Genomic DNA, 12,986 nt, shown 5'->3' on the forward strand with positions numbered 1-12,986 from the left:
CTCCTAACAGGGCCGGAACCAAAATCCGGCTCCAGCCCTCTACTGCACACCTTCATGTAATCCGTTATAAAATACCCGGATTGAATCCACTTTTACCGTTATGAAATCTCCGATCATCGCTACTGCCGTACAACAGCCCTGCCATCTGGACAGGCAAAGCAATCTCGACTTCTCGATCGAAAAAATTCACCAAGCCGCCGCAGCCAAGGCCGATCTGGTGGTCCTGCCCGAGCTGCATCTGGGACCTTATTTCTGCCAGAACGAAGACTACAACCATTTCGCGCTGGCCCAGCCGATTCCCGGTCCTGCGACCGAAACGCTGTCCGCGGTTGCAAAAAAACTGGGCATCGTGATCGTCTCGACGATTTTCGAAGAAAGAGCGCCCGGCCTGTACCACAACACCGCCGTCGTGTTCGACAAGGATGGACGGATCGCCGGCAAATACCGGAAAATGCATATTCCGGACGATCCGGGGTTTTACGAAAAGTATTACTTCACGCCCGGCGACCTCGGTTTCACGCCGATCGAAACCTCGATCGGCAAACTGGGCGTCCAGGTCTGCTGGGACCAATGGTATCCGGAAGGCGCCCGGTTGATGGCGCTGGCCGGTGCGGACATTCTGATTTACCCGACCGCGATCGGCTGGGACCCTAACGACACGCCGGAAGAACACCAGCGCCAGCTGAACGCCTGGATCACGGTCCAGCGCGCGCATGCGGTCGCCAATGGCATCCCGGTAATTTCCTGCAACCGGATCGGCTTCGAACAGGCGCCCGATCAGGAGGCCGGCGTCGGGATCAATTTCTGGGGCAACAGTTTCATCGCGGGTCCGCAAGGCGAGATTCTGGACAATGCGGACGAGAGCGAAGTCAAAGTCCTGACCGCCGCGCTCGATCCGGCGCGCAGCAAGCGCATCCGCCAGATCTGGCCGTTCCTGCGCGACCGCCGGATCGAAGCATTCGGCGACCTGACCCGGCGTTTTATCGATTAAGGCCGGACCTTTCCTCTAAAAGAAGGCGCGCCGCGCATCTTATTCAACTGCGTAGGGTACGCTGCGCGTACCGTTTCTGATGATTTCGGATCTTTCCTTTCGTTGAGTCGGCAAGGTACACGCAGCGTACCCTACGTCTTCCATTTGATATTGCAGCCCATGCTCGGAATCTGCTGCGGATCGATCGGCCGGCCCGCCAGCAGATTGTCGAGCGCGGCACGCAAATCCGACCCGGTCACCGGCACCTCGTTCTTCGGCATGGCGCCGTCGAGCCGGCCGCGGTAGACGCAGGCCAAGCCGGCATCGAACAAATAAATATCGGGGGTGCAGGCGGCCTGGTAGGCTCTCGCGGTTTCCTGGCTTTCGTCGTATAGATAGGCCGCAAAAGGCCGGTCCCATGCTTCCATCATCGCCTTCATCTTGTCCGGCTCATCCTCCGGATAATTTTTCACGTCGTTCGAACTGATCGCGATCGTCGCGATGCCTTTGTCTTTGTATTCTTTCGCAATCGCGATCAATTGCGCCTTCACATGCAGCACATAAGGGCAATGGTTGCAGATGAACATCACGATCGTGCCTTTTTCACCTTTCAGGTCCTGCAGGCTGAATGCCGCACCGGTCACCGTATCGGGCAATGAAAAATCCGGTGCGGTGGTGCCGAGCGGCATCATTTGGGATAAAGTTTCCGCCATGGGTAAATCCTCCTTTGAACGTTGTTGGATTCTTCCGATTATAAAAGAATCCGCCGTGCCGGGAAACCGCCGTTTGCCGCCGCGGAAGCGCCGCCGGGAAGTCAATCCCTGAACCCTTTTAAACAGAATTGCGTATAATAGCAAGGTTTATGGAGCCGAACCGGACCGGATGGAGCACTTAATTTATGACCTCACCCAAACTTTTCGATTATCCGCTTTTCGCCTTGGGATTTAGAGCCTTCTTTGTCCTGGCAGGCCTTTCGGCGCTGCTGTTGATCGTGCTTTGGAATGCGATCTATAACGGCAAACTGAGCGGAGCCAATTATTTCGGGAATGTCAATTGGCATGCGCACGAAATGCTGCTCGGTTATTCGGTCGCGGTGATTGCCGGTTTTCTGTTGACGGCGGTCAAAAACTGGACCGGCAAACAGACCCTGACAGGAGATCAACTGGCCACCTTGTGCCTGGTCTGGGTGTACGGGCGAATTGCGCCGTTTTATGCCGGATTGCTGCCCGATGCGGTAATCGCAGCCATCGATTTTGCGTTCTTGCCCATGCTGGCCTATCAGGTCGCCAAGCCCATCGTAGCCGTCCGACAATATCGAAACCTGATCTTTATCGGCATCCTGCTGATATTGGCGTGCGCCAACGGTCTGATCCACGCCGGCATTCTGGCGTCGCTTCCGCACCTGGCCTGGCTGGGCCTTCAACTGGCGGTCGCCACGATCGTACTGTTAATCCTGGTGATCGCCGGCCGCGTATTTCCGTTTTTTACCGAGCGCGGCCTGCCCGGCGTCAAAGTTCACAGCAGCCCCGCTTATGAATACGGCGCGGTCGGCAGCGCGGTGCTGGCATACGGCCTGCTGCTGGCCGGCGTCAACGGCCTGCCGCTGGCGGTGGCGTCGGGCCTCGCGGCGCTGTGCAATTTGGTGCGGGTCTGGGGCTGGTATGTGCAGCGCGTCTGGTATGTGCCCTTACTGTGGGTCTTGTACGCGGGTTACGGCTGGATCATTCTGGGTTTCGGGCTGACCGCGCTGTCGGCGTACGGCTTGGTGCAGCCGTCTCTGTCATTACATGCCTTTACGGTCGGCGGCATCGGCGTGCTGACGCTCGGCATGATGGCGCGGGTTTCCCTGGGCCATACCGGCCGGGCGCTGCGCGCTTCCAACGCAATGGCGATCGGCTTCATTTTGCTGAATATTGCGGCCCTGATCCGCGTACTGCTGCCGATCGCTCTGCCCGACTGGTACGGCACGCTGGTTTATTTGTCGATGCTGTTCTGGCTGGCCGCCTTCGCGCTGTTCGTGTATGTCTATTCCCCAATTCTGGCGACCCCCCGCATCGACGGGCTAAAGGGTTAACCGGCGCATGACGCAAATCATCGGCTTATCGACGACGGCAGAGGGGATGCCGCCGGTTTTTTCCCTTATCCGGTTCCATAGCGCAGTCTTTTTCATACAAGAAGCCTGCGGCGCCCGTTAGCTCAATGCCCATGCCGTCACTGACTCGCATCCCGCGGATTGCCTTGACACCGGGAGAACCGGCCGGCATCGGTCCCGATCTTTGCATACAAATCGCCCGGCACGATCTGCCTTGCGAAGCGGTCGTGATCGCCAGCGAGGAACTCTTGCTCGAACGCGCAGAGCGTTTGGGCATCGAAATCAAGCTGAACCGTTTCGACGGCACTTTGCCGCCTTCGCCGCATCGGCACGGTGAATTATCGATCGTGCCGGTAAATCTGAACGCGCCCGCCCAGTGCGGACTGCTCAATCCGGCCAATAGCCGCTATGTGCTGAAAACCTTGAACAAGGCGGTCAAAGGCTGTATGGAGGGCGTTTTCGATGCGATGGTGACAGGCCCGGTACACAAAGGCATCATCAACGATGCGGGCCATCCTTTTACCGGCCATACCGAATACATTGCGGCTATTACCGGCGGCACACCGGTAATGATGCTGGCGACGCCCGGCTTGCGCGTGGCGCTGGTCACCACGCATCTACCGCTGAGCGAAGTCAGCCGGGCGATCACCCGCAGCCGCCTGCGCCAGATTCTTTCCGTACTGGACCACGATTTACGCACCCGGTTCGGCATCGACAGACCCAGAATTCTGGTCTGCGGACTGAATCCGCATGCGGGCGAAAACGGCCACCTCGGCACCGAAGAGATCGAAGTGATCGAGCCGGTCTTGGTCAACCTGAGGCTACAGGGCATGAATCTGCAAGGCCCTCTGCCCGCCGATACGCTGTTCACCCCGAAATACCTTGCCGATGCGGACGCGGTGCTGGCGATGTATCACGACCAGGGACTGCCGGTCCTGAAGCACATGGGTTTCGGCCAGGCGGTCAATATCACGCTCGGCTTGCCGATCATCCGAACCTCGGTCGACCACGGCACGGCGCTCGATTTGGCCGGCACCGGCAAGGCCGAGACCGGCAGCCTGCTTTACGCGCTGGCCATCGCGGCGCAAATGGCGCAAGGAAATCTACCATAAATGGCACATATTGCACGCAAACGCTTCGGGCAGAATTTTCTGCACGACTCGTCGGTCATCCGGCATATCATCGCTTGTCTCGACATCCGTTCCGGCCAGCACTGGGTCGAGATCGGCCCCGGCCAGGGAGCATTGACCGAACCGCTCCTCCAGGCCGGCGCACGCCTCGATGTGATCGAACTGGACCGCAATCTCGTCGCCTTATTGAAGAAAAAATTCGCAGGCCGACCGCATCTCGGCATTCATAGCGCCGATGCGTTGAAATTCGATTTTTCGTCGCTGGCCGAACAGGGCGAACGGCTGCGCATCGTCGGCAATCTTCCCTACAATATTTCGACGCCGTTGATGTTCCATTTATTGAACAGCGCAGACTGCATCGAAGACATGCATTTCATGCTGCAAAAGGAAGTCGTCGACCGCTTGTGCGCGGAACCGGGAAACAAACAATACGGCCGGCTCAGCGTGATGATGCGATATTACTGCGAAACCGAACACCTGTTCGACGTGCCGCCGGAAAGTTTCGATCCGGTGCCTAAGGTGATGTCCTCGATCGTTCGTCTGACGCCGCATCGCCGGCCGCCGGTTCGGATCGGCAGCACCGACAAGCTGAACCGGATCGTCACGCAAGCCTTTTCACAGCGCCGGAAGACCCTGCGCAATTCGTTGAAAAATCTGCTTTCGGACAGCGATCTGGATGCGCTGTCGATCGATCCGAAGCTGAGAGCCGAAAATCTGACACTGCAGGACTTCGCCAAATTGAGCCATCTGCTGGGCGAAAACTCAGGCCCTGCCGAAAAGGAATAGGCTCGGAAATGATGCGACAATATGCCACATTCCCACCTTGACAAATCCGGTTAGAATATATTCAACTCCTTGAGATGCATGATTCCCAAGCGGAATCGGGAGTTAGATATCCTTCTCTAATGCGGCCCGATGAGCCGCATTTTTTTTGTCCGCGATTTTTCTGCCGCCTCCTCGGCAATTGCTTTAATCCGATGCCAGCCCACCCGCCACCCGGCCATGAAGGGGAAAATGCGCCGAATGGCGGCCCAATTTCGCATCCGGACTGGCTTCAGGAACCGAACGAACCATTCGCCAACCGGAAAGAATTTATTAGAAAATCGTTTGGGTTTCTGATAAATTTCAGCCATTAAACCCTGCGACCTCATTCTCGTTGCAAAATATTTCGCCTAACTGAATTATCCTGGGCTTTTGGCAAGAAATTGCCGAATAAGGTGACGATTTTTAATAATAAAAAGAGGAGGAGTTATGGCTGTATTAGATTCGATCGCGATAGAAATTCAGGCCACGGTTGCCGGGGTGCTGATCCTGCTAATCATTACGTTACTGGAAATCATCGATTTGCGGCGTGCGCGCAGGCAGCACCGCAAGTCTTTACACGCAATCGCCCATAACGCGGAGCCGGCCCGGAACAAACGGCTGATCTCGCCTTTCAGCCTGATTTTACAGTTCATTTTCGGCTTCTCCGCTTTTGCGCTGTTCGTTTTCTGGATGAGGTATCTGATCGACAGAGAAATGCCGGTCCTGGCCGGGGTCGCAGGCGTTTCGGCCTTTATCGCGGCGATCATGCCGTTTGTCGTCTGGAGCGTCGTCTGGAAAACCCGCAAGGAGACGGCCGCAGCCATTAAACAAGCCGAACAGCACAGCCAGGAACCCGCACTTCGCCAAAAGGCCCCTGAAGAAGCAGCGCCCCCGGCGCCGGCACCTGCGGTTAAAGAAACAGTCTCCGTTGCCGACGAGCCGCCCATCCATGAACCGGCGCCGATCCTCCCGCCTGAACCGCCTGCGGAACCGGAGCCGGCAGCCAACACGGAAACCAAGCCTTCACCCTATCCGAAACCCGACCCGACGCATGTATTTCCTCAGGATTCGATGCTGCGCCGGCATTTTATGACGCATTTGGCCGCGACGGTCAAATCCTATGAACCCGTTCGGCCCACCGACTCGATGCTTCGGCGCCATTACGATGCGACAGTGGCGGCCCTGGCGTCGGCAATTTCCTCCCAACCGGAGAAAACGCCCGCTCCCGAGACGGCAAAGTCGTCATCCAAGGAAAGCCAACAGACAAAAACTCCCGAAGACTCGATGCTCAAACGGCATTTTATAACGACATTGCAGTCGAAAATCGAGTCGCATCTGTCGCTACCTCCGCGGCCGACCGATTCGATGCTGCGCCGCCATTATGAGACCATGAGAGAGAGCTTGGTTGCTGCGGAGCTGAAAAAATATCTGGAAGGATAAATCCGGGTACACGGCGGAGCCAAAACCGGGCTTTTTCTGAGTAGGAAAGAAGACGGGGCATTAGCCCCGTCCTTCGAGCGGATCGGGAAAATAATCCCGCTTATTTCTTTTCGGGCGCTGGAGCCGGTACTACGGATCCAGCCGGCTTGGCTTCTTCCTTTGCCGGTTCGGCTGCAGGTTTTGCCGCTTCTTCCTTGACAGGTTCGGCGGGTGCAGGAGCGGCTTCGGCTGCCGGCGCTTTTTCTTCCGCAGGCGCCGCTTCTTTCGCTGCAGCACCTTCAGCCGCCGGTTTTTGTTCCGGAGCCGGTGCAGTTGCTTCAGCCTTCGGTTTTTCTTCGGTCAGCGGCACCAGAATCTCGACCTTCGCCTGCTGGCGCATCCCCTCGATCATTTTTTGGAATTTTTGACGCTGCAGATAAGGCGTCAACTGATCTTTGACGGCTTCCAGCGGAGGCGGGGTCTGCGCACGCGAGTCTTCGCGCAGAATCACGTGCCAGCCGAACTGGGTTTGCACCGGCGCCTTGGTGTATTTGCCTTTTTCGAGTTTGGCGACCGCCTCGGAGAAAGGCTTCACCATTTGATCGGCCACAAACCAGCCCAGATCGCCGCCGTTTTGCGACTCTTTCGCGTCAATGGAATACTTATTGGCCAGCTTCGCGAAATCGCCACCTTTGTCGAGTTCGGCGATGATCTTTTTCGCTTCTTCTTCGGTCTTCACCAGAATATGGCGCGCCTTGTATTCGGTGCCGGTTTCGGCGACGATCTTGCTGTCGTACTCGGCCTTGATTTCCGCATCGGTAACTGGGTTGGTCTTGAAGAAGTTTTTCAGGGACGTCTGCGTCAGGATCGATTTTTTGGCTTCTTCGAGCTGTTCCAGATATTCCGGCGATTTGTCCAATTGTTTTTGCAGCGCATCCTGCACGAGCAATTCACGCTGAATCAGTTCCTCGACCAGCTTTTCCTTCGGGAAAGTGGCGCCGTGCGCGCGCGCCGCAATTTCTTTTTCCAGGTTTTCCAGCTGCTCCTTGCCGATGTATTTGCCATTGACGGAAGCGACCGCGTCTTCTTTTTTGACGATCGCCGTAACCGGCGCCGATGAAGCATCGGTGCTGCCGCCGGATTGAGGTTGACAGCCGGCGACCAGTCCGGCGCCTGCAACGAGCAATGGGATGATTTTTTTATTCATCGATTAATTTCCTTTGGTTTCTTCTGAGGGGGTAAGAGCATTGATGCCCAAGGCATGAATTTGTTGCTTCATCAGATCGCCGAGCGCCTTATAAACCAGCTGGTGCCGCTGCACCAGCGACTTGCCTTCGAACAGCGGCGAAACGATGGTGACATGATAATGACCGCCGCCTTGATTGCCCGCGTGTCCGGCATGGGCGGCGCTGTTATCGATGATTTCGAGCTTTTCGGGATGGAGAGCTTCGGTGAGCAGTCGTTTGATCAATTGCGCTGTCATTGAGGAAAAACCTTCTTGAACGGTTTGACGGTAACCCTGGCGTAAACGCCGGCTTCGATATAGGGATCGCTATCGGCCCACTGCCGGGCCTCTTCAAGACCGGGGAATTCGGCGACAACGAGGCTGCCAGTGAAGCCGGCGTCGCCCGGATTTTCGGTATCGACGGCAGGATGCGGACCGGCCAGCACGAGCCGTCCCGCGTCCTGAAGCACCTGCAGCCTCTGCAAGTGTTTCGGACGGGCAACGGCTCTTTTGGCCAGGCTGTTTTCCACGTCTTCGCTGATGATCGCGTACAGCACGGTTTATTCCTCGGTTTCCGGCAAATGTTTATAAATCAGTGCGACCTGGCCGAGCAGAAAGACGACCATCAGTCCGGGCACCACGAAGGTCTTGAAAGTGACCCAATCGTCGGTGCTGTAATGGTACATCACATACACATTGACGAAACCGACGCCGAGAAAGAAGCCCCCCCACAATGTGTTCAGGCGCCGCCAGACCGCATCGGGCAAGGTCAAATTGGCCGACAGCATCCGTTCGATCACCGGCTTTTTGCCGATAAACTGACTGCCGAGAAACACCAGGCCGAACAGCCACTCGACGATCGACAGTTTCCATTTGATGAATTGCTCGTTTTGCAGGATGATCGTCGCGCCGCCCATCACTAGGATTAAGCCTAAGGTTATCAACTGCATCGTGCTGACCTTGCGGGTCTTGAACCAGCTGTAGGCAACCTGGAGAATCGTCGCGACAATCACGACGCCGGTCGCGACATAGATATCGTAAAATTTATAGGCAATGAAAAATAAAACGATCGGAAAAAATTCGAGTATCGGATTCATGCGTCTGATGCGATGGAGGGCGCAATATAATAGTTGTTATTGTGGGTAATCTCTGATGATTCGTCCATCTCCGGACAAGCCTCCAATGGCTTTGTAATGGGGGCGCTGCCGAAAAATTCAAGCCCGGTCTCGGGATGGATTCTCGCCGGTGTAAAACGGTTCCCTCAGCTTTCGGCTTTTTGTAGTCGTCGTATCCGCTGCCGGAAAATTGTTAAAACAGCGTAAGCCGCCGCGGCAACCTGTGCTGTTGAAGCAGGAACTTGCAGGTTCCGTTGAAGTGGACTGTTCAGTCCATCAGGAATTGTGCCGGTATTATAATGATGACTCCGTCAAATGTACATCATTCGGCTTTTGCTTCTGATAAAATGGGAAGCGGATTTTGCGGGAACCACCATGGACAAACAAATTCAGACAGAAATCGAAGCCGCCGTTTTCAGGCGCTTGCTCGACCATTTTCAACAACACACCGAAGTGCAGAATATCGAGCTGATGATTCTGGCGGACTTTTGCCGAAACTGCCTGGCCAAATGGTATGCGGCAGCCGCCCGGGAGCGCGGCGAATCGGTCGATTACGAGCAAGCGCGCCGAATCGTCTACGGCATGCCTTATCCGGAATGGCGCGAAAAATACCAGAAAGAGGCGACTCCTGAACAGTTGGCGACGTTCGAACTGAAACAGAAACCAAAAGCCTGACATCCGTTTTTCCGAATCATACGCAGAAATCCCGGCCGAGCGGCACATCGAAACGCCTGGGCCAGGCATGCCGGTTTTTACGCCATGCCTTGACCCGCTCGATTAAAATCGCCGAAGCATGCCACAGCACCCGTTATGCACGAACTGTCCCTCCTATGGAGCGTACGGGAAACGCTCGAAGAACAAGCGCTGGAACACAAATTCAGCAAGGTCGTCCAAGTCACCTTGGAAATAGGCCGGTTAGCCTGCGTGGAAACGGCCGCCCTTCGTTTCTGTTTCGATACCGTCATGAAAGATTCGCTGGCGGAAAATGCCGAGCTGGTGATTTTGGAAATCAAGGGAGTGGGGATTTGCCGGCAGTGCGGCGAACGCTCGGAGATGGAATCACTCTACATCCCCTGCACGCATTGCGGCAGCCTGCATGTTGAACTTGTCCAAGGGATTGGCATGAAAATCAAAGACCTAATCGTTATTTAAAGACGCGGTGAAATCCACCGCGTGTTTATTCGGGTCAAGCCAGAGCCTTTCGAACTCATCCGCCGAAAGCGGGGGCGAGAAATAGTAACCTTGAAACTCGTCGCAGCCGTGTGCTTTAAGCACAGCCAATTGGGATTCGTTTTCCACCCCTTCGGCAACCACCGTCATATTCAGGCTATGCCCTAAAGCGATGATGGTCTTGATAAATATCGCCTCGCTCGAAGTCGGGTCGCCGGTATAGGCCTGAACGAACGAGCGGTCTATTTTGAGTACTTGGAGAGGCAATTTTTGCAAATAGGACAAAGACGAATAACCCGTCCCGAAATCGTCCATCGCAATACGAATGCCGCGGCTGCGAATTTGGCATAATCGTTCGCACGCCTTATCGATGTCGTGCATGACCAGGCTTTCGGTGACTTCCAGCTCGATCCATTCGGGACTCGTGCCGGTTTCCGCCAGTATGCGGTCCAGAATCGAAACAAAGTCATCATCCAGCAATTGCCGCGGAGAGAGATTGACAGCGATCCTGAACTCCGCAATTTTGTCTTTCCATGCTTTGGCTTGAAGACAGGCCATTCTGAGTATCCAGGCTCCCAGCGGAATAATCAGTCCCGTTTCCTCTGCAATAGAAATAAAACGATCCGGAGGCATCATCCCGAAACCGGGCCGTTTCCAGCGAATTAATGCTTCCGCACCGGCAATACGTTCAAGGGAGCCTCCCACTTTAAGCTGGTAATGCAGTTGAAAATCTTCCTGTTCGATCGCCAGCCTCAACGCATTTTCCAATAGCAGCCTTTGGTGAGCCGCTTCATTCATGCCCGCTTCGAAATATTGAAATTGTCCGCGGCCTTTGGCTTTGGAAGCGTACATGGCGGTATCCGCATGCTTGGTTAAAGTATGAAAATCATTGCCGTCATCGGGAAAAACGGCAATGCCGATACTGGTTGTGACATGTATGGCGTGTTCGGCAATCTCTATCGGCTTTTGCACCTCGTCGTTCAAACGCTGGGCCAATTCTGTCGAATCGGCGATTCCTATCAAGCCGGGAAGAATGATGGTGAACTCATCCCCCCCCAAACGCGAGATCGTATCCGACTCCCTCAGGCAGCGTTGTATCCGGCTGGCGACAATTTTCAGCAGATAATCGCCTACCCAATGCCCAAGCGTATCGTTAACATTTTTGAAATGGTCAAGATCGAGAAAAAAAACCGCCAAACGGGTATGGCTACGCTGGGCTACCCGAATTTCATGCTCCAGCCTGTCCTTGAATAAGGCCCGGTTGGGAAGCTGAGTCAGGGCATCGTAATAGGCGAGTTGCTGAAGCTGTTGCTCTGTCTGTTTTTGCTGGCTGATGTCGGAGCAAACCGCCACATAATGCATGAGCTGATCCTGATCGTCATAAACGGCATTGATGCTCGCAAGCATCGGACATAATTCACCGTTTTTTCGGCGATCCCAGATTTCTCCCCTCCAGGATCCGTGATTCAATAAAGAGTGCCACAGCTGTTTGTAAAATGCCTGATCATGCATGTTCGATTTCAGCAAGCGAGTATTCTTACCCAGGACTTCTCCCCGCTCATAGCCGGTAATTTCGCAGAATGAGTCATTAACTTCCTGGATAGTACCCTGGGGATCGGTGATAAAAATCGCCTCGCTGCAATTGTCGAAAACTTTGCTGCTCAGCCGCAGCCGCATTTCCCGCACTTTCAGCTCGGTGATATTCAGCGCGGTGATGACAGCGCCTTCCAATTTTCCTTGTTCCGAGTGCAATACGCTGCTTTTTAGCCAATAGACGGCTTGGGCATTATCGAGATGTTTGCTCAACAGTTCATGTTCGCCGCTGTAACAGCCATTCAACCGAATGGTTTCCATCACGACCGAATGCACCGGCCATGGCAGTATGGGAAGACGATCGGCAAGATATTGGCGATCGGCGACAGGCAGCAAATCATCGATGCAGCTCGTCACTAAATCGGCCTCGGTAAACCCCAACTCGCGCTCCACGGCCGTATTGACCCGGCGAATTCGGCCTTTTTTATCAAAAAAGAACATCAGATCGTCCATGGTATCCAGAATGCGGTTGACGAAGCGTGCAAACGCTTTCTCCTGCTCGGCCCTTTCCTTGAAGTTCAGCTTTTGCAGCTCCGATTCGCTGAGCATGGCATCCATGCTGCGGGTGATGACAAGGATTTGCCTCTCTTGCTTCAAATTGGCCATCCGCAGTTGTTCGATCTCTTCACGCATCCGTTCCAGCGCCAAGGAATGCTGGTCGCCGAAAATCTGGGCGTTTTGATCGACAGGGCCTTCCTCGATCAGGATCACCACGAACCGGCCCTCGACTTTTTCCACGTGATAGCTGTGCGTGTCATTCAGTGCTTCAATGCACAGTTGGTGCCCGGGGCAAACCAGCATTTTTTCGCCGACCAATGGGCAATGCGTCAGATTGATGCCCTGATGGGGGCAGAAAGCGGGAAAGGCCTTGAACTCCCCGAGAATCTCGAAAATAAGAATATCGACGACATGCCGGTTGCCCGGCAACTGGATTCGCCCTGTCCAGCGCGGCGGATCGGCCGAAGAGATAAAAGAGGCCGATTGAACGGGAATAATTGACAATTTCGGGCTATGAGGACTCATACGATAACGAGGCCCCGTATCAACCGAACCGTTTCAATGACGGCACGCTCGGTTTTCTCCGATAAACCGATAAAGAACGGTCTGACGCCCTCTATTTCAACCCCCACAATCCGAATATCCGGCAAAGGTTCCCGGATCGCCTTAAGCGCCTCCAGTAAGTAGGGAATGCCTAGGCCGTGACCGCTCAGCTCCTGCCTTCCTTCAGCCAGATCTTCGGATTTTAATACATAAATTTGGCCCGGACTCCCGAAATTGGCCAATGCATCGACCAAAATCACCCGGCTGCAATTTTCCAGAAAGCGGAGCGCGTTGAGCCCGGCGACGCCGGCGTTGAACACCTTCACATCGTTCGGCCATACCTGACGGCAAAGCATCTCATAAACGCGCATGCCGAATCCGTCGTCCCCGTGCAATTCGTTACCGAAGCAAACAATATGGCACATGT

15 protein-coding genes are annotated in these 12,986 nt (G+C 54.9%); 7 read left to right on the forward strand and 8 right to left on the reverse strand.

From position 1 onward, the window contains the following. Positions 1-100: 100 nt before the first annotated feature. The gene (locus CC94_RS0101780) at positions 101-991 is read left to right on the forward strand and encodes a carbon-nitrogen hydrolase (protein ID WP_005373410.1); all 891 of its coding nucleotides are present in this window, start codon (positions 101-103) and stop codon (positions 989-991) included. 131 nt (positions 992-1,122) lie between these two features. On the opposite strand, the gene CC94_RS0101785 is transcribed toward CC94_RS0101780, so the two are convergent. Then, positions 1,123-1,683 carry a thioredoxin family protein gene (locus tag CC94_RS0101785; protein ID WP_005373411.1) on the reverse strand — a complete coding sequence of 187 codons (561 nt, stop codon included), beginning with the start codon at positions 1,681-1,683 and terminating at the stop codon, positions 1,123-1,125. Positions 1,684-1,868: 185 nt separating this feature from the next. Between CC94_RS0101785 and CC94_RS0101795 the strand changes: the two genes are divergently transcribed. The 3 genes from CC94_RS0101795 (at position 1,869) to rsmA (ending at position 4,978) form a co-directional block, all read left to right on the forward strand. Then, a complete protein-coding gene (locus CC94_RS0101795) occupies positions 1,869-3,044 on the forward strand; it encodes an NnrS family protein (protein WP_005373413.1) in 1,176 nt (391 codons plus the stop codon). Between the two features lie 125 nt (positions 3,045-3,169). Next, the gene (pdxA, locus tag CC94_RS0101800; protein WP_005373414.1) at positions 3,170-4,174 is read left to right on the forward strand and encodes a 4-hydroxythreonine-4-phosphate dehydrogenase PdxA; all 1,005 of its coding nucleotides are present in this window, start codon (positions 3,170-3,172) and stop codon (positions 4,172-4,174) included. Beyond that, on the forward strand, positions 4,175-4,978 hold the full coding sequence (gene rsmA / locus CC94_RS0101805; protein WP_005373416.1) for a 16S rRNA (adenine(1518)-N(6)/adenine(1519)-N(6))-dimethyltransferase RsmA: 804 nt from the start codon (positions 4,175-4,177) through the stop codon (positions 4,976-4,978). Between the two features lie 116 nt (positions 4,979-5,094). Here rsmA and CC94_RS0101810 read toward each other — a convergent pair whose 3' ends face one another. Continuing rightward, a complete protein-coding gene (locus CC94_RS0101810) occupies positions 5,095-5,325 on the reverse strand; it encodes a hypothetical protein (RefSeq protein WP_157203351.1) in 231 nt (76 codons plus the stop codon). Positions 5,326-5,443: 118 nt separating this feature from the next. On the opposite strand from CC94_RS0101810, the gene CC94_RS21095 reads away from it, so the two are divergent. Further along, on the forward strand, positions 5,444-6,436 hold the full coding sequence (locus CC94_RS21095) for a hypothetical protein (protein ID WP_005373419.1): 993 nt from the start codon (positions 5,444-5,446) through the stop codon (positions 6,434-6,436). 100 nt (positions 6,437-6,536) lie between these two features. Here CC94_RS21095 and CC94_RS21100 read toward each other — a convergent pair whose 3' ends face one another. Genes CC94_RS21100 through CC94_RS0101835 form a run of 4 tightly spaced genes read right to left on the reverse strand, consistent with a single transcriptional unit; the run spans position 6,537 to position 8,737 of the window. Then, positions 6,537-7,622, reverse strand: a complete 1,086-nt coding sequence (locus CC94_RS21100) for a peptidylprolyl isomerase (protein WP_005373421.1) — start codon at positions 7,620-7,622, stop codon at positions 6,537-6,539. Positions 7,623-7,625: 3 nt separating this feature from the next. Further along, the gene (locus CC94_RS0101825) at positions 7,626-7,898 is read right to left on the reverse strand and encodes a BolA family protein (protein ID WP_005373422.1); all 273 of its coding nucleotides are present in this window, start codon (positions 7,896-7,898) and stop codon (positions 7,626-7,628) included. Beyond that, entirely contained in the window at positions 7,895-8,197 is a 303-nt protein-coding gene (locus CC94_RS0101830; protein ID WP_005373424.1) for a YciI family protein, read from the reverse strand. The genes CC94_RS0101825 and CC94_RS0101830 overlap by 4 nt, the downstream gene beginning before the upstream one ends. 3 nt (positions 8,198-8,200) lie before the next feature. Beyond that, the gene (locus tag CC94_RS0101835) at positions 8,201-8,737 is read right to left on the reverse strand and encodes a septation protein A (protein ID WP_005373426.1); all 537 of its coding nucleotides are present in this window, start codon (positions 8,735-8,737) and stop codon (positions 8,201-8,203) included. A gap of 393 nt (positions 8,738-9,130) precedes the next feature. Here CC94_RS0101835 and CC94_RS0101840 point away from each other — a divergent pair, with 393 nt between their 5' ends. Together CC94_RS0101840 and CC94_RS0101850 are read left to right on the forward strand one after the other, a co-directional pair. Further along, a complete protein-coding gene (locus CC94_RS0101840; RefSeq protein WP_031429625.1) occupies positions 9,131-9,430 on the forward strand; it encodes a DUF1244 domain-containing protein in 300 nt (99 codons plus the stop codon). Between the two features lie 189 nt (positions 9,431-9,619). Continuing rightward, the gene (locus CC94_RS0101850; protein WP_425357673.1) at positions 9,620-9,907 is read left to right on the forward strand and encodes a hydrogenase maturation nickel metallochaperone HypA/HybF; all 288 of its coding nucleotides are present in this window, start codon (positions 9,620-9,622) and stop codon (positions 9,905-9,907) included. Here the strand turns inward: CC94_RS0101850 and CC94_RS0101855 are convergent. Continuing rightward, entirely contained in the window at positions 9,893-12,520 is a 2,628-nt protein-coding gene (locus tag CC94_RS0101855; RefSeq protein ID WP_245549387.1) for an EAL domain-containing protein, read from the reverse strand. The genes CC94_RS0101850 and CC94_RS0101855 overlap by 15 nt on opposite strands. 17 nt (positions 12,521-12,537) lie before the next feature. Further along, positions 12,538-12,984 (reverse strand): hydrogenase maturation protease, encoded by a 447-nt coding sequence (locus CC94_RS0101860; RefSeq protein WP_245549388.1) that lies wholly within the window; start codon positions 12,982-12,984, stop codon positions 12,538-12,540. Positions 12,985-12,986: the final 2 nt, after the last annotated feature.

The sequence above is a fragment of the Methylomicrobium agile genome, from assembly GCF_000733855.1.
GTDB lineage: Bacteria > Pseudomonadota > Gammaproteobacteria > Methylococcales > Methylomonadaceae > Methylomicrobium > Methylomicrobium agile.

What these genes read in the sequence shown, in the direction of transcription:
- CC94_RS0101780 (WP_005373410.1), top strand. Translation starts at nt 101, where the DNA reads ATGAAATCTCCGATCATCGCTACTGCCGTACAACAGCCCTGCCATCTG.
- CC94_RS0101785 (WP_005373411.1), bottom strand. Translation starts at nt 1,683, where the DNA reads ATGGCGGAAACTTTATCCCAAATGATGCCGCTCGGCACCACCGCACCG.
- CC94_RS0101795 (WP_005373413.1), top strand. Translation starts at nt 1,869, where the DNA reads ATGACCTCACCCAAACTTTTCGATTATCCGCTTTTCGCCTTGGGATTT.
- pdxA (WP_005373414.1), top strand. Translation starts at nt 3,170, where the DNA reads ATGCCCATGCCGTCACTGACTCGCATCCCGCGGATTGCCTTGACACCG.
- rsmA (WP_005373416.1), top strand. Translation starts at nt 4,175, where the DNA reads ATGGCACATATTGCACGCAAACGCTTCGGGCAGAATTTTCTGCACGAC.
- CC94_RS0101810 (WP_157203351.1), bottom strand. Translation starts at nt 5,325, where the DNA reads ATGGCTGAAATTTATCAGAAACCCAAACGATTTTCTAATAAATTCTTT.
- CC94_RS21095 (WP_005373419.1), top strand. Translation starts at nt 5,444, where the DNA reads ATGGCTGTATTAGATTCGATCGCGATAGAAATTCAGGCCACGGTTGCC.
- CC94_RS21100 (WP_005373421.1), bottom strand. Translation starts at nt 7,622, where the DNA reads ATGAATAAAAAAATCATCCCATTGCTCGTTGCAGGCGCCGGACTGGTC.
- CC94_RS0101825 (WP_005373422.1), bottom strand. Translation starts at nt 7,898, where the DNA reads ATGACAGCGCAATTGATCAAACGACTGCTCACCGAAGCTCTCCATCCC.
- CC94_RS0101835 (WP_005373426.1), bottom strand. Translation starts at nt 8,737, where the DNA reads ATGAATCCGATACTCGAATTTTTTCCGATCGTTTTATTTTTCATTGCC.
- CC94_RS0101840 (WP_031429625.1), top strand. Translation starts at nt 9,131, where the DNA reads ATGGACAAACAAATTCAGACAGAAATCGAAGCCGCCGTTTTCAGGCGC.
- CC94_RS0101860 (WP_245549388.1), bottom strand. Translation starts at nt 12,984, where the DNA reads ATGTGCCATATTGTTTGCTTCGGTAACGAATTGCACGGGGACGACGGA.